15 protein-coding genes and 1 pseudogene are annotated in these 18523 nt (G+C 41.4%); 11 read left to right on the top strand and 5 right to left on the bottom strand.

Going from position 1 to position 18523, the window contains the following annotated elements; all coding sequences use genetic code 11:
- Positions 1 to 41 precede the first annotated feature (41 nt).
- Together BABA_RS15065 and BABA_RS15060 are read left to right on the top strand one after the other, a co-directional pair.
- The gene (locus BABA_RS15065) at positions 42 to 407 is read left to right on the top strand and encodes a Na-translocating system protein MpsC family protein (RefSeq protein ID WP_007086066.1); all 366 of its coding nucleotides are present in this window, start codon (positions 42 to 44) and stop codon (positions 405 to 407) included.
- A 97-nt stretch (positions 408 to 504) separates the two neighbouring features.
- On the top strand, positions 505 to 1011 hold the full coding sequence (locus BABA_RS15060; protein WP_007086065.1) for a carbonic anhydrase: 507 nt from the start codon (positions 505 to 507) through the stop codon (positions 1009 to 1011).
- 462 nt (positions 1012 to 1473) lie between these two features.
- Here the strand turns inward: BABA_RS15060 and BABA_RS15055 are convergent, their stop codons facing one another.
- Both BABA_RS15055 and BABA_RS15050 read right to left on the bottom strand, forming a co-directional pair.
- A complete protein-coding gene (locus BABA_RS15055; RefSeq protein ID WP_007086064.1) occupies positions 1474 to 2160 on the bottom strand; it encodes a FadR/GntR family transcriptional regulator in 687 nt (228 codons plus the stop codon).
- A 155-nt stretch (positions 2161 to 2315) separates the two neighbouring features.
- Positions 2316 to 2993 carry a FadR/GntR family transcriptional regulator gene (locus tag BABA_RS15050; protein WP_040346515.1) on the bottom strand — a complete coding sequence of 226 codons (678 nt, stop codon included), beginning with the start codon at positions 2991 to 2993 and terminating at the stop codon, positions 2316 to 2318.
- A gap of 243 nt (positions 2994 to 3236) precedes the next feature.
- On the opposite strand from BABA_RS15050, the gene BABA_RS15045 reads away from it, so the two are divergent.
- The 9 genes and pseudogenes from BABA_RS15045 to BABA_RS28125 form a co-directional block, all read left to right on the top strand.
- The gene (locus tag BABA_RS15045; protein WP_007086062.1) at positions 3237 to 4175 is read left to right on the top strand and encodes a dihydrodipicolinate synthase family protein; all 939 of its coding nucleotides are present in this window, start codon (positions 3237 to 3239) and stop codon (positions 4173 to 4175) included.
- A complete protein-coding gene (locus BABA_RS15040) occupies positions 4172 to 5806 on the top strand; it encodes an ABC transporter substrate-binding protein (protein WP_007086061.1) in 1635 nt (544 codons plus the stop codon). The genes BABA_RS15045 and BABA_RS15040 overlap by 4 nt, the downstream gene beginning before the upstream one ends.
- A 77-nt stretch (positions 5807 to 5883) precedes the next feature.
- Positions 5884 to 6837, top strand: a complete 954-nt coding sequence (locus BABA_RS15035; RefSeq protein WP_007086060.1) for an ABC transporter permease — start codon at positions 5884 to 5886, stop codon at positions 6835 to 6837.
- A 15-nt stretch (positions 6838 to 6852) separates the two neighbouring features.
- On the top strand, positions 6853 to 7728 hold the full coding sequence (locus BABA_RS15030; RefSeq protein WP_007086059.1) for an ABC transporter permease: 876 nt from the start codon (positions 6853 to 6855) through the stop codon (positions 7726 to 7728).
- An 11-nt stretch (positions 7729 to 7739) separates the two neighbouring features.
- Positions 7740 to 8756: an ABC transporter ATP-binding protein gene (locus tag BABA_RS15025; protein ID WP_007086058.1), complete on the top strand. Its 1017-nt coding sequence runs from the start codon at positions 7740 to 7742 to the stop codon at positions 8754 to 8756.
- Entirely contained in the window at positions 8753 to 9772 is a 1020-nt protein-coding gene (locus tag BABA_RS15020) for an ABC transporter ATP-binding protein (protein ID WP_007086057.1), read from the top strand. Before BABA_RS15025 ends, BABA_RS15020 begins: the two co-directional genes overlap by 4 nt.
- Positions 9773 to 9787: 15 nt before the next feature.
- Positions 9788 to 11227: a glycoside hydrolase family protein gene (locus BABA_RS15015; protein ID WP_007086056.1), complete on the top strand. Its 1440-nt coding sequence runs from the start codon at positions 9788 to 9790 to the stop codon at positions 11225 to 11227.
- Positions 11228 to 11372: 145 nt separating this feature from the next.
- Positions 11373 to 13079 carry an FAD-binding protein gene (locus BABA_RS15010; RefSeq protein ID WP_007086055.1) on the top strand — a complete coding sequence of 569 codons (1707 nt, stop codon included), beginning with the start codon at positions 11373 to 11375 and terminating at the stop codon, positions 13077 to 13079.
- 128 nt (positions 13080 to 13207) lie between these two features.
- Positions 13208 to 13351: pseudogene (locus BABA_RS28125) on the top strand (VOC family protein); the annotation flags it as partial.
- Positions 13352 to 13403: 52 nt separating this feature from the next.
- Here BABA_RS28125 and BABA_RS28120 read toward each other — a convergent pair.
- The 3 genes from BABA_RS28120 to BABA_RS27595 all read right to left on the bottom strand — a co-directional run bounded on the left by BABA_RS28120 (position 13404) and on the right by BABA_RS27595 (position 18498).
- Positions 13404 to 16451 carry a DEAD/DEAH box helicase gene (locus BABA_RS28120; RefSeq protein ID WP_007086053.1) on the bottom strand — a complete coding sequence of 1016 codons (3048 nt, stop codon included), beginning with the start codon at positions 16449 to 16451 and terminating at the stop codon, positions 13404 to 13406.
- Positions 16452 to 16601: 150 nt separating this feature from the next.
- Positions 16602 to 18224, bottom strand: coding sequence for an SWIM zinc finger family protein (locus tag BABA_RS14995; RefSeq protein WP_007086052.1), 1623 nt, complete (start codon positions 18222 to 18224; stop codon positions 16602 to 16604).
- A gap of 136 nt (positions 18225 to 18360) precedes the next feature.
- The gene (locus BABA_RS27595; RefSeq protein ID WP_162138369.1) at positions 18361 to 18498 is read right to left on the bottom strand and encodes a hypothetical protein; all 138 of its coding nucleotides are present in this window, start codon (positions 18496 to 18498) and stop codon (positions 18361 to 18363) included.
- Positions 18499 to 18523 lie beyond the last annotated feature (25 nt).

Here is an 18523-nt window from a genome sequence, read left to right as displayed (position 1 = left end):
GTTTATATAATGTAACTTTGAAAAAAGGAAAAGGAATCGGTATGGAAAAAACAAAAGGAACAATTGAAGCTGAAATAAGCAAAGCTTTAACACATTGGGAGAAAAATTATCTTGGACGAGGTTCCGTATCTGTTAAATCGGATATCTTACGGGATATGGTGATTGTCATACTCCGCGGTATACTTACTGCTGCTGAATATACAGTATGTCAGGATAAAGAAGGGTTGTTATCAGTAAAAGAACATCGCAACAGTTTAGTGGAATCCGGTTTGGATGATTTAAAAGAAATTATCTTAACGATAACAGGTGAAGAAGTAGTAAGTTTTCACACCGATCTTAGTACACAAACTGGAGAACGAGTAATCGTCTTTAAGCTTTCCAGTGACCTGCAAAGCAAATTAGGTTAGAAACAAAAGGATATGTTCAAGACTCGTGTATTTTTCATATAAAAAAAACAGAAAACGTATTTGGAGCAAGATTTATAACATTTATGGGGTGAATTTGATGTCTAGAGATGAAAAGAAGAAAGTACTATTTGTGATTGGAATGGAGCAGAAATTAGAACGATTCATTAAAGAAGAAACCAATGTCAATCTGGAAAATACGATTATCTTACAAACATATCAGCCAGTCGTTTCACACCCATTCGACGATTTAATGAGGGACATCATTATTGCTGTGTATCAGGATAATGTGGAGGAAATCATTGTGGTCTCCACAAATGATGATCAAAAGAATACTGGAGATATATTGAACAAAATAGATAAAAACAAAGAATTACAGAACAAGATTCAAACATTAGATTATCTTTTTAAAAATTGCATGCCGGAATTTCCTGATGGTTCGGTAAGTGGATGGCTAGAGGAAGGCAAAACTTTAACGGATGGCGTACAAAAAACGGTCAACATCATACGCAATCATCCGCTGCTACCGTCACAAGTGAAGGTAAAAGAATTATATATTGATCTGGAGAATGAAAAGGTATCTGAAATTGCCGGAGTCAATTACTAGATGCATAAAAGGGGCTTTTTTTAAACTGTCCACTTTAGGGTTTAGTTCATAACGCTGCAAAAATTTTGTTAAACAATAAACATTTCACGAAGAAGGCTAATAGTTTGAACTCTTCATTTACGATTTTGCATAGTCATCCTCTACGTCTTCCTAACAGGACTATAAAGAGGTTTGAAATACAATATTGAAACTGAGTATGAGTAAAACTAAAATATGCACTCCCTAAATAGGAAAGATAATTGAAAAAGCCAATAAGATTATCCATATGATAGAGAAAAAGATTATTAATCAAGAAGAGCAACCCTTTTAATGGGTTTGCTCTTGTTTTAGTTATCGATACAAAATTGTAACTGAAAAGCCTATAGCTTCTTTAATTTCCTTTAGGGCCCTCAGTTGTTCCAGTTGGATAAATAGAGAGCCGTCCTTCGGTTCACCATCAAGGATTCTTCGGAATAATTTAGGCTAAGACTTTGATTTTGTTATGATAGAACGTTGTAAATGACCCTCTAAAATTTCATATGCTACTTTTTTATCCCGATCCTTTAAGGCTTGGAGAAGTAATTGATGTTCGTGAATGGTCTGCTCTTTCTCCAATTGTGAGATTGTTGGCGGGGATACATTAGCAAAATATTGAACAATAATATCCGCTAACTGCATAAATAATTCATTCTGGGTAGTGGATATTAACTCTCTGTGAAAATCCCTGTCGTATTCCTTAAATTTCTCCGGTTCGTCCGTGTCTTTCATCAATAAAATTTTTGCTTCAAGATTACCTAAATTTTCTTGATTGCTTTGCGAAATGATATGCGCAATAGCTTCCTTTTCGAGGAGAAGCCTAAGATCGAATAATTCATCACTATTCTTATCTTTCATTTGCCAAAAAAACAACAGGTTGTTAAAAATAACACTTGAATCATCAGAATTGATGTAAGCTCCACCGCCATGTTTGATGGTAAGAATGCCAGTTGACTCTAAAGAGTGTAAGGCTTCTCTAATAATCACACGGCTTACATCAAGCATTTTTGCAAGCTCTCTTTCTGAAGGAAGCTTGTCTCCTGTGGATAATTTGTTTGTAATGATATAGTCACGTAAACTATCACTGACAATTTTGCTTAAGGTAAACCTTTCCTTTTCTTCAATTGGCTGCAAAGTTTTTCACCGCTTCTTTAACATAATAGTCTTGGTATTGGTAGAGATCCTAACATGGATTTGAAGATAAAAAAACATAATAATGAAAAGTGGTAGTACCATAAAATCTTTATTACATCTTAACATAATTGAGAAGTCAGTTATGGATTATTTTTTTAACTTTCAAGTAAAAGGTACAAATGATTTAGATGATTCTTCATTGCTTCCTTGGCTTTTTCACTATCTTTGTTGATGATTGAGTCGATGACTAATTTGTGTTCTTTATAGGAACGAATAAACTCCTCAAAGCCCACGGAATCTTCCAAGCGATGGGTAGAAAAGTAATCATTTAGAATGGAGGATAATTGAATATAAGTATCATTGCCTGTCGCGTTAAATAGGGCTTTATGAAACAGTAGATCTTCCTCTTTCGATTTTTCCCCTTTTAGCGCTTTTTCAAAAATTTGATCATTCCAATAAGACATTTGATTGATTTTATTCAATTGGTAATGCTGAATGGCAAGTTCAATAGCCCCTAGTTCTAAGATGATTCTTGTATCGACTAATTCCTTAAACTTCACCGGAGTGAACTTGATAAAGGGAGAAACCTTTCCCCATAATGTTTGGAATTCGATTTCTTTTACAAATATTCCGGAGCCTTGTTTAATATCAATTATTTCTTGTGATTGAAGGGACTTTAGAGCCTCTCTGACAATTGTCCTGCTGACACCCAGCATATTCACGATTTCTTTCTCTGTTGGCAAACGGTCGCCTGGCTGACATTGGTTCTCTGAAATATACGTCTTGATGCGTTCGAATACAATTTCAGTTAGGGTTTGTTTACGCTGCATCATATGTCTCTCTCCTAAAGCATGACATTCTACTATATACAAATATATTACAGAAAATGTTAGAAACAAATAGATTATTAGATGATGAGTAAGAATTTTTAGATATTTCAATAAATATATTGACTTCAGCAATGAAAGCGGTTAAATTTGAAATTAATTGGTAGTACCATTATATGATTTAACATTTTTATTTTCAACTGGTAGTACCATATTATCATTGAAAATATTAATAAAGGAGATGGGGATGTGACGGAGTGGGATTTGAGTAAGTTTAAAGGCGTTTTTGTAGCAATGTACTCAGCATATGATGAGGCAGGGGATGTTTGCGAGGACAGAGTGAAGAAACTGGCACGCTTCTACGTACATAGCGGTGTGAAAGGGTTATATGTCGGAGGAAGTTCCGGGGAAGGAATTCTTCAGACAGTCGAAGAGAGAAAGAGAGTAGTAGAAGCAGTGATGCAAGAGGTGGGACAAGAACTAACCATTATTGTCCATGTTGCTGCTAACTCTACAAAAGAAAGTAAAGAGCTAGCCATTCATGCGGAAACTTGCGGCGCTCATGCCATTTCAGCTGTGCCATCCATTTATTATCGTCTGTCAGAAAACGCTGTAGAGAAACATTGGCAAGAAATGATTGATTGTTCGTCCTTGCCATTCATTATTTACAATATTCCACAAACAACCGGATTTAATCTATCTCAGACGTTATTTCAAAAAGTAGCTGCACAAGACAAAGTGATTGGCATTAAGATGTCTGGCGAAAGTGTCTTTGATTTGCAGCAGTTTAAGGCTCATGCCGGAAAGGAATTCCTTGTTTTCAATGGGCCAGATGAGCAATATTTGGGCGGCCGGATCATGGGAGCAGATGGGGGCATTGGTGGAACCTATGGTGTAATGCCTGAGCTGTTCTGTGTTTTGGATCAATACATCACATCGAATCAACTGGAAAAAGCCCAGGAACTGCAATTTCATATTAATAGAATTATCAAGAAATTATTAAGCTACCCTTCTCTATATGGGGCGTGCAAATATATTTTATCCTTACGAAATATTGAAACGGGTTTTCCAAGGCTTCCTTTGTTACCTGTAACCCAACAAGATTATCCTTCCTTGTCTGTTTTAAATGATGAAATTAAGCAATTAATCAACCAATATACCAAAGAAATGGAGAGGGTAATTCAATGAAAAAAATGAAATTGTTTTTGCTAACCATTTTAAGTGCGATGCTCATCATCGGCTGTACACCAAAAAAGGAATCTAGTACGGCTTCTAAAGCAGATGACAGCAAACCAGCTGCAACGAAAAACGATGGAACCTTAAATATCGCTAATGTTGGCGAAAAGTTTGGAGATAAGTTTACTGCACTATGGTTGAACAGGGGACAGCTTGAGCAAAAATTGATGTTTAGAAGTTTGTTTTTACCTGATGCTGATTTGAAAAATTTAAAGCCGGATCTAGCAAAAGATTACAAGGTTTCTGATGATCAGTTGACATATACCCTTAACATGAAGGAAAACGTGAAGTGGCATGATGGACAGCCTTTAACTGCTGAGGATGTGGTATGGAGTATTGGAACGGTATTAAAGGCGGCGCAAGTTAACGCAATTTATACTAGTGCTTTCTCAGCGATTGAAGGGGCAGATGCATGGAAAGAAGGAAAGGCTGAGACGCTGTCCGGAATCACTGCTGATGGAAATACGATTACTGTTAAATTAACGAGACCAGTTGGAAACTTTATCCCTGTTCTTGGGCAGTTTGCCATTTATCCAAAACATTTACTCAAAGATGAAAATCCATTAGAAATTCACAACGCTAATTTCTGGAAAAACCCAATTGGAAACGGCATGTATAAATTAGAAAAACTGGAGCCAGGAAACTTCGCGGTATTTGTTCCTGCCGATACCTACGAAGGAGCGAAACCGAAAATCGAAAAGATTGTGGTAACGTCTGTATCTGAACCAATTTCAGCTGCAAAAGCAGGCAAAATTGATTTCTTTAATACCAACGTTGCTGAGTTTATTGAAGGCATGAAATCAGTAGATTCTTTCAAAGCGAACCCAATTGATATGCTCTTCTATCGTTACTTTATTGTGAATATGCAGGATGCTGATGGAAAAGTAAATGAAAAAATGGCGGATAAACGAGTTCGTGAGGCGATTTTATATGCTATTGACCGTAAATCTTTAACTGCACAGCTTTATCCAGAGTTAGCAACATTACTTAATACAGGGGTCCCATCCACATTTGATGAATACGACAAAAATGCACCAAAGTATGAATACAATCCTGAAAAAGCAAAACAACTTTTGAAGGAAGCTAATTTTGACTTTAATGAAAAGATTAAACTACGTTATTACTATGGTGATCAGACATCGATTAACTTTATGACAGCGGTTGCGCAATATTTGACTGACGTTGGATTAAAAGTCGATGTGTTAAAGTTCCAGGGTGATGCTACAAGTGAGCTTTATCAAATTAAAGATTATGATATTGCTCTTAAAGGATTGTCTTCTTTTGGTTATGAAGAATGGTACGGAGAGTACGAATCATCAAACGCAAACTTTGTGAATATTTTTGGTAAAAAAGGTACTTTCGATGATGCCATCAATCGATTAAAGGCAACCTCGGATGATAAAGAAAGAGCCAAAATCCTTAAGGAACTGCAAAAGCTTGAGGAAGAGAATCTAAATAAACTTCCATTATATACAACCAAAACCTACTACTATATTAACGATAGCAAAGTTAAAACGGCTGGAATATATGGTAATCCTTGGTATAACTATGATATGAAGTTTGAAGAGTGGGAGATTAAGTAAAAAATTTATGGAAACAAATCGCAAATCTTCATGAGTGGGGTTTGCGATTTGTTCTTACATTGCAGGCGGTGAATTGAATGATAAATTTCATCCTTAGGAAAGTCTTAGTCACAATTCCGATGTTATTCATTATTAGTATCATAGTTTTTTTCTCCATCCAATTTTCACCGGTCGATCCAATAAATTATTTAGCCTCACCAGATGCCTCTAACAATACGGCTAATTTAGAAGCTCTCAGAGAGCATCTAGGATTGAATGACCCGTTGTATGTTCAATATTACCATTGGATTATGAATATTCTTCATGGTGATTTTGGTTATAGTATTTTAACGGGACAACCGATTGCAGAAATCATAGCCAATAAGCTTCCGGCTACTTTGGAGCTTTCGGTGACGGCTTTACTATTATCGACCATTATCGGTGTATTTTTAGGCATTCTTTCGGCAATTAAACAAAATAGTGTCATTGATTATTTTTCTCGGAATATTGGTGTTATTGGTATTTCCATTCCTGAGTTTTTCTTTGGGATCATCATTATTCAAATCTTTGCTATCAAACTTGGCTGGCTCCCAATCGGCGGCCGTATTGATGTCAATGATGTTACGTTTTGGGATCGACTCCCCAATTTGATTCTGCCCTCTTTAGCTTTGGCTTTTGCCATGATTGCTGTCTTGCTAAGATACACGAGGAACTCTATGTTAGATGTGTTAAATAAAGAGTTTGTGAAGACGGCGAGAAGTAAGGGGATTCCAGAATGGAAGGTATTTTTCTTTCATGCCTTCCGTAATGCACTTGGACCAATTCTTGTGATTTTGGCCTTCCGGCTGCCGATGCTAGTTGGAGGAGCTGTCATTATTGAAACCATCTTTGCCTGGCCGGGAATTGGATCTGCTATTCTAGCAAGTGTCTCGTCAAGTGATTATCCGGTCATTATGGTCACAACCCTGATGATTGCTTCAGCAATCTTAATTGCAAGTTTCCTAGTTGATATTATTTCGGCTTTATTAGATCCAAGAATTCGGCTTGAATAGGGAGGTGTTTCAATTATGTCAACAACAGTCATGAAAATGAAGGAGAAAAAAACAAGCTTATTCAAGATACGAGCTAAAAAGATGTGGTCTAATAAACTTGCTGCAATGGGTCTTGCAATTTGTCTTGTAATGATTTTATTAGCAATTTTTGCTCCATTATTTACGAAGTATAGTCCAACGCAAATGGATTTGACGAGCATAACACACCCTCCTAGTGCAGAGCACCTTTTTGGCACAGATAAATTAGGTCGAGACGTGTTTGCTCAAATTCTGTATGGCGCACGGGTATCCATTTATGTCGGCATTATGAGTTCGTTGGGAGGAACCCTCATTGGTGTCATCCTAGGTTGTCTCGCTGGATACTTTGGAGGAAAATTAGACAATTTGCTAACACGCCTGTCCGAAATTGCTATGACGTTTCCGGAGTTAATATTGGTTTTAGTAATGGTCGCGATGCTGGGTCAAGGAGTTAGTAACTTAATTATTGTGTTTATGATTACAGGCTGGATGACGACTTTCCGTCTTGTTCGGAACGAATTTTTATCCGTAAGGGAAGAAACGTATGTCAGCGTCTGCCGTTCGTTTGGAATATCAAACTTATCTATTATTTTTAAACATATGCTGCCAAATACCATGAGTCCAATTATTGTTGCTTTTACCGTAAATGTGGCGGGGTATGTACTTGCTGAGGCCGGGTTAAGCTTCTTAGGTCTTGGTGTGCCTGTTACAACTCCAACTTGGGGAAATATCATGAATGCTGCCCAATCAATCGATGTGATCACAAATTTTTGGTGGTTGTGGCTTGCACCGGGATTGGCCATCTCCTTGTTTGTTTTAGCGATTAACTTTTTGGGGGATGGATTGAGGGATGTCTTAGATCCGAAACAGTGAGGTGATGAAGAATGGAAAAACAAGATCTAGTGTTAAAAGTAGAAAATTTATCTACCTCGTTCAAGGATGGTAAAGGATCCGTTCAAATTGTGAAAGATGTTTCCTTCGAAGTGCCTCGTGGAAAACTGTTGGCGATTGTAGGGGAATCTGGATGCGGGAAAAGTGTTACCGTCCATTCTATTATGCAATTACTGCCGAAAAATGGCCAAATTACAAGAGGAAAAGCGCTATTTTACGAGGATGATAAAGAAGTAGATTTATTTTCGTTGGATAAATTCGGTAAAGCCATGAGAGGAATTCGTGGTGCGAAAATCGGGATGGTGTTCCAAGACCCGATGGCCTCGTTGAATCCAATGCACCAAGTGGGGAAGCAGGTAACAGAAAGTTTATTGGAACATTATCCGATGTCTAAAAAGGAAGCGATGGAAAAAGTTATTGAATTATTTAAACGTTTAGGAATTCCTGATCCTGAACAAAGGGTAAAGGATTATCCGCACCAGTTTAGCGGCGGGATGAGACAGAGGGTGATGATTGCCATTTCGATGATCTGCAATCCCGATTTGTTAATTGCGGATGAGCCAACAACAGCTCTTGATGTAACGATTCAAGCACAAATTATGGATTTAATGAAAGAACTTCAAGAAAAATATAATAAATCTATTATATTAATTACCCATAATATGGGGTTGGTTGCGGAAGTTGCTGATTATGTTGCAGTCATGTATATGGGTAGAATTGTTGAATATGGAACCGTACGGGATGTATTACATAACTCAAGTCACCCTTATACAAAATCACTGTTAAAATCTGTTCCAATAATGGGACTGAATAAATTGGAAAAGCTTGCGACGATCCGCGGGTCGACCCCCAATCCCAAGTATTATAAAGGCGGCTGTGAGTTTGCAGAGCGATGTGATTTTGCGACTAATAGATGTCGTAGAGAAACGATTTCCAATACCAAATTATCGGATAGTCATGACGTTAGATGCCTTTTATTTGAAGATAGCGAGGAAGTGATGGCGAAATGATAGAGTTGGTGCCGAAAAAACAAATAGAAAAAGAAGTTCTTTTCAGTATTAGGCATTTAAAAACTTATTATCCTGTCCTCGGCGGCTTTTTTCGAAAGCAGATTGGCACGGTGAAGGCTGTTGATGATATCTCAATCACTGTTCGAAAAGGGGAAACTATCGGGATTGTTGGGGAATCAGGCTGCGGTAAATCGACTTTGGGAAAAACGATGATGCTCTTGGAAAAACCGACTGATGGAGAAATGATCTATAACTTTGACGGTCATGAGAAAGATATTACAAAATTAGATTCAAAAGAGATCTTTGATTTTAGAAGTCGTGTTCAAATGATATTCCAAGATCCCTATTCTTCTTTCAATCCATCGAAGCGAATTTTTGATGCGTTTGATGAGCCGCTCCGAGTTCACGGGTATAAGGATCCGGCAGTGAGGAAGCAAATGATTGAGAAGGCACTCCATATGGTCAATCTTAGTGAAGAATACTTGCATCGGTTCCCGCATGAATTTTCAGGGGGACAAAGGCAGAGAATCAGTATTGCACGAGCGCTTTGTATCAACCCAGAGCTTATTATCTGTGATGAACCTGTTTCAGCCCTTGATGTTTCGATTCAGGCTCAAGTTTTAAACCTAATGAAGGAAATCCAGCAAGAGTTAAACTTGACGTATGTTTTTATTGCCCATGATTTAAGCGTTGTCCAGTATATGAGTGACCGGGTGGTCGTTATGTATTTAGGGAAAATTGTCGAAATTTCTAATGCAGAGGATTTGCATGTACAGCCGCTTCATCCTTATACAGAAGCACTGCTATCAGCTGTTCCCGTTCCGGTAGTTTCCGATATGCCAAAGGAAAGAATTATATTAGAGGGAGATGTCCCGAGCCCCATTAATCGTCCAACGGGCTGTCCTTTCAGCAACCGGTGCCCGAAGCGAATGGACATTTGTTCGCAAGTGGAGCCTGTCTTACAGCCTTATAACGATAAACAACATTTTGTTGCATGCCATTTATATAATGAATAGAAAAGGGTGTATGAGATGCATAAAACGACAAAATATTTGTTTTTGGATTCAGGTATTATAAACGGTCATTATTGCGAAAATAGTCAGCTTCATGTTCAAGCAATTCAAAAAGACCAAGTGCATAACCCCCTTTTTAAAGAGGGATTTTTTGCGGACAACCCAAAAGAATGGGAAGTCAGGTATGACAATGCTTATCCAAACGTATTTTTTGATCCTTTTGAAAATATTTATCGCTGCTATTATACTCTATTTCTTAAGGATGATGATTCTTCTCAAACCCCGTTAGAGGAGCGGCCAGGCAAACAATATAAACCAAGCTCAACAAGGGTAACTGGTTTCTGCTATGCTTATTCGGAGGATGGGATTAACTGGGTAAAACCTACTCTCGGTTTAGTAGAATTTAAGGGAAGCAAAGAAAACAATATCATATTTAGGAATGCCCACGGCTCTTGTGTGTATTTGGATAAAGAAGAAATTGATACGGATAAGCGATATAAGCTTTTGACCAAAATTGATTATTCTCATGAAAACAGTTATATGGCTATTGCTTATTCGAGTGATGGGGTTCACTTTACGGATCCGATTCCATGGCCGAAATTTAATCCGCAAGCTGATACGTATAATTATTTTTTCAGAGATCCTGTGACTAAGAGATTTGTTTTGATTACAAGGATTTGGAAAAATGGGCTCCGGATTCCGGCTAAGTCTGAAAGTGAAGACTTTATCCACTGGTCAGAACCTACGGAGATTACAAGAGGGCACGGATTTGACTCTCAAATTTATTCAATGCCCATTTTCCGCTATGAAAATATTTATCTAGGATTACCGTCCATGTATAAAGAAGGGGATCGCTTAGATGAAAATTTTGACACTGTGGATGTGAAGTTAAACTTCTCTGTCGATATGGATCATTGGGAATATGTTACACAGAATGAGAGTTTCATCCCGAGAGGGGAAGGAAAGTACCCGACTGGTGAATTTGATTGCGGCTGTATTTTTGCCAGTGTTCCAGTTGAAATCGATGATAAACTTTATTTCTATTATATGGGCGGAAATGGCCAGCACACGAATTACCGTGAAACCTCTTTTGCAAGGGGCTTTATCGAGAAAGATAAATTTGCTTATTATTCGCAGAAAAACCCTGATTGTCAATCGATTATTTATACGGCTGGATTTAGCTTTTTTGGCAATGAGCTTACATTGTTGGCTGACCTGGAGGAGGGTGGCTGTATTCGATACGAAATCGTCAATCGCGCTACATTAAAGGCTGTAGAAGGCTTTAGTGCGAATGAGTGTGAACCAATCACCTTGTCAGGCTGGCAGGATATAAAGTTTAAAGAAAAAGAAATTACAGATGTAGGAAATGGAACGTATTCGCTCCGGTTTATTTTTGAAAAGGCAAAATTATATGCTTTGGATGGTTTCCTTAATGTCATAAAAAGAAAATATAATTAATAGTCATTTTGCCAGAAGAACTATCGTCCGTTTACGGTAGTTCTTCTGGTTCCATTGGATATTAAATAGAATTTGGCGAAATCGCGGGCATATTGATTTTAATATAGGTAAGTTTAAAAATAAATTAGATACATCAGGTGAAAATATGATAAAAATCAGCAGGAAAGTTAGGATCGATGTTTTAGTTGCGGGAAGTGGCTTATCGGGGATTAAAGTTAGCAAAGAATTGGCAGATCAACATCATCAAGTACTCTTAGTTACAAAATTGAAAATCGCCTCTGGTTCAAGCTTTTATCCATTAAAGGCTTCGCTTGGAACACAAGTAACGAAAGATGAAGACGATCAAGAGATATTTCTTCGTGATATTGAGAATTTAAGCCGCGGCATGCATCGGCAAGATTTAGCTGAGGTCTATGTCAAAGAGATTCCCGACAGAGTGCAGGAATATGCCGAAATCGGGGTCAATGCAAAGAAGTTAGCAGGGGAGCGGAAAGCTTGTTTTGCAGAGCATCCGCGTGACATTTATTTATTGAGCGATTGGGACCAAATTCGTGAAAATGTCAGAGGGATTTTTGAACTCTATGAAAATCTTAAGATTATGGAGAATACAGTCGTCATTCACCTTATAAAAAAAGAACAGCAAATCGTAGGTGCACTTCTTTTAGATGAAGAAAATGAACTGGTACTGGTTGAATGCAAAGCCGTGATTTTGGCAACAGGCGGGTTTGGAAGTATTTATAAGCATAACTTGAACCCAAATGATGTTGATGGTTCAGGACATGTTCTTGCTCTTGAGGCTGGAGCAAGTTTGGTGAATATGGAGTTTATTCAATTTATTCCCGGAATCACCACTCCACGCTATAAGACTTTATTTGGAGAGCATACATTGATGTATTGTCATGATATTGTGGATGAGAATGGGGAAAGTTTACTTGATCCTTATCTTCCTGAGGGAGTGTCGAGAAAGGAGTGCTTGAAAATCAGAAGCACCCATGGCCCGTTCACTCATTCTCTTGCATCTAAGTATGTTGATATAGCAATGATGAAGCAAATTATTGCTTCAAACAGTGAAGAAGGTTTCAAGCTTTTATATGATTCCAAGCTTTATGAGAATGAAGAAGAATTTTATACCGTTTATTTAAATTGGTTAAAGGAAAAAAACATTCATTTAATCGAGAATGAAATTCGAATTGCTCCTTTTGCCCATGCAAGCAATGGCGGCGTGTTTATTGATACATTTGGCCGAACTAGGATTGCGGGTTTGTATGCGATTGGAGAACTTTCCTGCAATATTGAAGGTGCCAACCGTCTTGGAGGAAACTCGACAGGGGCTTGCATGGTGTTTGGAAAGCGAGCAGCCGTTGATTGCGGGAAGTATGTACAGACAGTTGAATTTTATAACTTTCATGAGCATGAGGGAATTGATCATGTAAAGAAGTTATTTGGGAATGATGCAGAGTCTAACAATTCTGGTACACAGAATGAACATAACGATTTGGTGAATCAAGTGCATAAAATGATTGGCAGGATTAAAGAGATTATGTGGTATCACGGTAATGTGGTTCGATCTGAAAAGCAGCTATCCTTAGCGCTTATTGAAATAAAGAAAATGGAATCAAAGGTGAATTGGCGGCTTTTCTTTGAACAAAAGGCTACTAGAAAACTTGCCGTAAAAGCGAGGAATTTTATTAAACTTTCGAAAATTTTGCTGCGGGCTATGCTTGAGAGAAAAGAAAGCAGAGGGGCCCATTATCGTGAGGATTATCCTTATGAAGATTCAAAATTCGCAAAGCGATTGTTTGTTTCAGAAGATCAAGATAGCAAAATCCAATATGAGTTTTTACATAAGTGATTAGGTGTTCTGTAGATATTATTTATAAATGATAAAGAAGAACAAAACATACAACTAAGTTGTTATTGACATTTGTGTAATCTCAATAAAATACGGCGGTCTAATTATTGTTCTCGCAAGGCCTGAAAGAAAAAGATATGAGAGTGGGAGAGATTGAAAACAGAGGACATTCCGGGAGAAATTTTGTTTTTTATGATGAAGATGGGAATAAATTTGATGTGTGGAGTGAACTTAGTCCAATCTTTAAAGAAAAATATGTAGGCAAGCAATGATGGAAGAAATGGCCCAGTATAGTACTGAGCCATTTCATTTTTAGTGGAGCCATCACCCCAGATAAACTAAGTCCTTCAGTTCATCCGTCGAAAGCTCGGTGATCCAGTTTTCGCTGGTGATGATTTGATCGTTTAGGAACTGCTTTTTCTCGAGCATGGCATCGATTTTCTCCTCGAGCGTCCCGGTGCAAATCAGCTTATGCACATGCACGAACTTTGATTGACCAATCCGGTAAGCACGGTCGGTTGCCTGGTTCTCGACAGCCGGATTCCACCAACGGTCATAGTGGATGACGTGATTCGCCGCCGTCAAGTTCAAACCGGTTCCGCCCGCCTTTAACGACAGGAGGAACACAGGGAACTCGCCGTTCTGGAATCGCTCAATCATCGTATCACGCTGCGTTTTCGGCACACTTCCATTCAAAAACGGCACCTCAACCCCAAATTTCTTCTTTACTGACGCGCGGATCATTTCGCCCATTTCAATATATTGCGTGAAAATCAGACAACTTTCGCCCTGCTCCAATACCGCATCCACCAGCTCAACAAGCTTCTCCAATTTATTCGAACGGTCTACTAGCACGCGCCCCGCCGAACGCTCTTTTAAATAAAGCGCAGGGTGGTTACACAGTTGTTTCAATCGGCTAAGCATTTGTAAAATTAACCCCTTGCGCTCAAAGCCCGACAACTTTTCAATCTCCGCAAACGTATCATGGATCAGCTGCTCATACAAAGAGGCTTGTTCTGCCGTAAGTGGGCAGTATTCCTTCTGCTCCAGCTTATCAGGAAGGTTAAGGGCAACTTCCTCGTCCTTTTTCGTCCTGCGCAGCAAAAATGGCCGAATTAACGATTGAAGCTGCTGAACCTTTTCCTTTTTCTCATCCTTTTCAATCGGAATGACGAACTTCTTCTGGAACTGCCCCATACTGCCAAGATAGCCATGGTTGGTAAAATCAAAAATAGACCACAGTTCGGAGAGGCGATTTTCCATTGGTGTGCCGGTTAAGGCGATATGGTGGCGGCCGCGCAGCTTGCGCACCGCCTTCGATTGCTTCGTTTGCGCATTCTTGATGTTTTGCGCCTCATCGATCGCGATGGAGCTCCAAATTAGTGATTGGAACTCCTCGGCGTCCAAGTGGCTTATTCCGTAAGAAGTCAATACCACATCAGCAGCTTGAACCTTCTCGGAAAAAGCCTCCTCCTTTAGCCGGTTCGACCCATAATGTAAATATACATTCATCTCCGGAGCGAAACGCTCCAGCTCTTTCTGCCAGTTCCCAAGCACAGATGTCGGACAGATAATCAGCGCCGCATTTGTAGGGATCTTTTCCTTAGCCGCCTTGGCCGCAACCGAAGCATCCGCCGTATCTCCAGCAACGGTTTTCTTCTTCCGCGTAGTGCTAATGGTGTCAGGCACCATTTCATTACCCTCCACCGTGTTAATAGTAGGAACGGTGTCAGGCACCACCACTGAATCCTTTACCTTCAGTAGGTAGGCGATGAGTTGGACGGTTTTGCCGAGGCCCATGTCGTCGGCGAGGCAGGCGCCGAAGCCGTGCTCCCGTAAGAACCAGAGCCAGCTCATGCCAAGCTGCTGGTAGGGGCGAAGCTCGCCGTTCAGCCCCGAAGGAACCTCCGCTAACGGGATTTCGTGCACCTCCGACAGTTGCTTGATCATCTGCTTCCATTGGCGGTTCAATTCGATTTGAATTTTCGCAAACGCCTTCGGATTTTCAAGCTCGTCGCCCTCAGCCTCGCCATGATCGACCAACTCCTGCTCAAGCAAATCACGGACATGCAAGCCTTCCTTTTCGGCACGTTTCATCAAATCCTGAATTTGTCGAATAAACTGCGGATCAAGCTTCACCCAGCGACCGCGAATATAGACAAGCCGGCGCTTTTCCTCGACAAGCTGCCCAAACTCCTCCTCGGACAAATCGACGCCGTTCATCGAAAACCGCCAGTTGAAATCAAGCATCGCCTGCAGCCCAACGAACGACGGGCGGTGGTTCGACCCACCCTTCAGCGACGCCTTCACCTTCAAATTGGCATTTTTCATCGCCTGCCACCAAGATGGAAGAAGGATTTCAACGTCCAAGGCAACGAGCGTCTCGCTAGCCTCCGTTAAAAACATCCACGCCTCTTCCTCGGTAAGGTGCGTTTTGAAAAAGCCATCCTCATCACCCAGCCAAGGAATCAACCGCACCCAGCGTTCCCGCTCACGATCCACTTTTTCTAAAAAGGGCTTCCATTTCGCAGGAATCTTCCGGGCACCAGCACCGTCAACATCGACAATCTGGTCGTCATTTTTCTTCCCTCGTAAAAATACATCCAGGCTCCAAGGGCCTTCGCCATCAATAGGTTCATCCAGCCGCAGCCCAATCGTAAAGGGAGTATCGCTTTCTTTAATCCCAACCCACTCAAGCCAGCTCTCCTCATCAAAATAACGAGCCAGTTCCACACCTGAAATATTCTGCCTTTTCAACAAATCGAGCTTCGGCCCGAACAGTTCTTTCATCGCAGAATTTCTCGTTAAGTAGCCGTCAAGGGCGCTGTTAAATAAATCGGACATGTAGTTTTTTGTCGTACCAAGGCCACCTTCGTTTGGAGAATCGCGGTGGGCTGCATCAACGGCTTCGCCGTGTTCAGCAGAGGACTCATCCTCCACTTTTTGCTCCCAAAAGGATGAGTCAAATTCATCCTTTACCCGCTCCGGTAGCTTCCAACGGAAATCGCCTGAGGGCCCCCAAACCGAAAAGTCTGGCAGCCAATCTTTTTCCAGAATACCTTCATGAAGCGAAAAAGCGGCTGCGAGACAAATCTCAGATTGATCATTCCAGTCCCATTCAATAAAGCGGTTGAAGGACTCTTTTGCAAAAAGAGAGACCAGCTGCCAGCCGCTCACAATCACACCCTCGACCCCGTCGACCGTCTCCGTATCAAGAAGCGTGCCAAAGAAGCTTTCCTCATGGCTGCTAAAAACAAGGTTCTTCCACCTGAACGGATTCATAGTGGAACCATGCTCATCCTCGGCCGTCAGCAGATAACGGCCATCTCCTAATTTAGTTGTCAGCAATTTCATAAACCTGGTTTTCAGCATATCGGACGTACTCCTTCAACGGGGGCAGGGCTAAAAACAGCCACAACCCATAGATATAAAAATGATGTAAAACTGTCCGCCTGACGCGGAATGGTGTACACGAAGGGTGTCAGGCACCATTTGTGAAAAGGCACCATTTGCCCGTTTCGGTCACCCTTCGATCAATTTGCTCCGCCGGCATTCTTCGTGAAAGGCGCGCAGCCGTTTGGTTCGCTCCATCAATGTATCCAAGAAGTATTGCCAGTCATCGACGCGTTTCAGCTTCTTATACAATGTCCGCAGTTTTTTCAAGTGCCGCACCGCCATCCGGTAGCTCGCACGATTCTTCTGGTCAATCTCGCGCTGTGCCGTCTGGTGGAGCATTGCGAGCAGCACCTCTGGCTGCTCCTTCTCCACCGCTTTCAAACGCTCCTTCGGCAACTCATAAAAATCCAAACCGACAAACGCCTGGAGCTCGCCCCAGCGGTCAAACTGTCCGCGCTCAAACAACAAATACTCATACTCCCCAAAACTGTACGGCAGCATCGCGAGCAACGCCCGCTCGTACACATCCAACCGGTCACTCTCCGCACAATACGGCGCCACCGCCCGCAACGCATTCCGCACAAACGCCGCACAGCTATGATAGCCGGCCAACGCCTCCAAATACGGCTTTACTTTTTGCAAAAACAACTCAATCACTGGCCCAACGCGGCGCCACGCCTTCAAGCCCGACAAATAATCAATCCAATACACCATATACGGCGCAATCTCCGCAGCACTAAACAGCCCGACCAATTCCAACGCCCGCTCGTCGTCGCCAACCAGCAAATTCAAATGAACCCCGGCCGCCATCAACGGCAACGGGTTCTCCCAATCCTGCAGCCCCTTCAGCCCGGCATGAATTTTCAACAGCTCCTCCTCACGCCACGGCTTTTTTTTGAAAAAATGGACCCATAACAGCCGGTATAAATAAATCCGTTCATATTCCAGTCCGCTCGCACATGTCAGCAGCGCATACGCATCATCCTTCAAGCGCTCAATAAACTCATCAAACGCAAACGGCAGCGATTGTACGCCGATTTTCACCGCCAACTCCTCGGTATCTTCCATTAAATTATGGAACACATGCAAATAGGCGCGCTTCACTGTGGCCTCATCATGACCAAGCCGCTCAGACAATGCCGCGAGCTTCCGAAACGACACCACAATTCCGACCAATTCATAAAGCAAGCGCCACTCCTGCTCGACCGGAGCACTCGCATGAAGCCGCCGCTCATAAATCCCGAACAACTCCGGAATCACATACGGGCTCGTGTGCTGTTTCGAGGCAAGCAGCGTATCAAAACTCACTTCAAACGAATGCACCCAGCGGCCATAGTCCGGCTGGAGCACACCGTTCGCCTTGATCAAATCCTTCGCTGTCTGCATCCCCCAGCCAGCCGCTGACTTCTGCTCGCGAATCGGCTCGCGCCAGTCCGAAACCCAGTCCGAAACACTGCTCACCTTCGAAAAAGCGCTGAAAAACACCGCCAGCTGGTGGCGGCACAAGCCTTCCGTCGGGCACGAACACTCGCTCAACCCCGCAAAGTCAAGGTCGAGCAGCACCTTCACCGGCGTCACATCCTGCACAACGGCGGTAACCGTCCGATCCTCGATCGTAACTTGCTGCACCAGCCCTTGCCGGTACAGGATCAAGCCCTTTTGCACAAGCTTCGCATCCTCCACCGCATTCGGGTTCAGCAGCTCCCGCAACTCTTCGGAAAAGGCGTGCAATAGTTCAGTCTCCTCCAAGGCCGCAACCCCCTTTTTTTTAAAAAGCTTTTATAAGAAGTCATTGGTTAAAAATCCATATTCCCCTATTATACCCAAAAAATCGCGAGAAGAGGAGGGGGAAGTCTTTTCACAAAAAAAGCCCACCCGCGCAAAATTACGGAGTTGGCTCAGAATTTGTATTTTCATTTTTTGATAAAGTTGAAAAATACTCGAACAACTGCGTAAGATACCTGTTAAGTTCAAACCCATCTTCATTAGCAAACTCCGATAATAGCAAGCTATTGTCCTTCATCATATAACCCCCTTAAAAATAGTAT

Origin of the sequence: Neobacillus bataviensis LMG 21833, assembly GCF_000307875.1 — a bacterium.
Lineage (GTDB): Bacteria > Bacillota > Bacilli > Bacillales > Cytobacillaceae > Neobacillus > Neobacillus bataviensis.
Note: the sequence above shows the minus strand (reverse complement) of the source record. Positions and strands in the feature narration are given on the sequence as shown.

Excerpts from the sequence above, each read along its gene's own strand:
- BABA_RS15065 (WP_007086066.1), top strand. The coding sequence starts at position 42 with ATGGAAAAAACAAAAGGAACAATTGAAGCTGAAATAAGCAAAGCTTTA.
- BABA_RS15060 (WP_007086065.1), top strand. The coding sequence starts at position 505 with ATGTCTAGAGATGAAAAGAAGAAAGTACTATTTGTGATTGGAATGGAG.
- BABA_RS15050 (WP_040346515.1), bottom strand. The coding sequence starts at position 2,993 with ATGATGCAGCGTAAACAAACCCTAACTGAAATTGTATTCGAACGCATC.
- BABA_RS15040 (WP_007086061.1), top strand. The coding sequence starts at position 4,172 with ATGAAAAAAATGAAATTGTTTTTGCTAACCATTTTAAGTGCGATGCTC.
- BABA_RS15035 (WP_007086060.1), top strand. The coding sequence starts at position 5,884 with ATGATAAATTTCATCCTTAGGAAAGTCTTAGTCACAATTCCGATGTTA.
- BABA_RS15030 (WP_007086059.1), top strand. The coding sequence starts at position 6,853 with ATGTCAACAACAGTCATGAAAATGAAGGAGAAAAAAACAAGCTTATTC.
- BABA_RS15025 (WP_007086058.1), top strand. The coding sequence starts at position 7,740 with ATGGAAAAACAAGATCTAGTGTTAAAAGTAGAAAATTTATCTACCTCG.
- BABA_RS15020 (WP_007086057.1), top strand. The coding sequence starts at position 8,753 with ATGATAGAGTTGGTGCCGAAAAAACAAATAGAAAAAGAAGTTCTTTTC.
- BABA_RS15015 (WP_007086056.1), top strand. The coding sequence starts at position 9,788 with ATGCATAAAACGACAAAATATTTGTTTTTGGATTCAGGTATTATAAAC.
- BABA_RS15010 (WP_007086055.1), top strand. The coding sequence starts at position 11,373 with ATGATAAAAATCAGCAGGAAAGTTAGGATCGATGTTTTAGTTGCGGGA.
- BABA_RS28120 (WP_007086053.1), bottom strand. The coding sequence starts at position 16,451 with ATGCTGAAAACCAGGTTTATGAAATTGCTGACAACTAAATTAGGAGAT.
- BABA_RS27595 (WP_162138369.1), bottom strand. The coding sequence starts at position 18,498 with ATGAAGGACAATAGCTTGCTATTATCGGAGTTTGCTAATGAAGATGGG.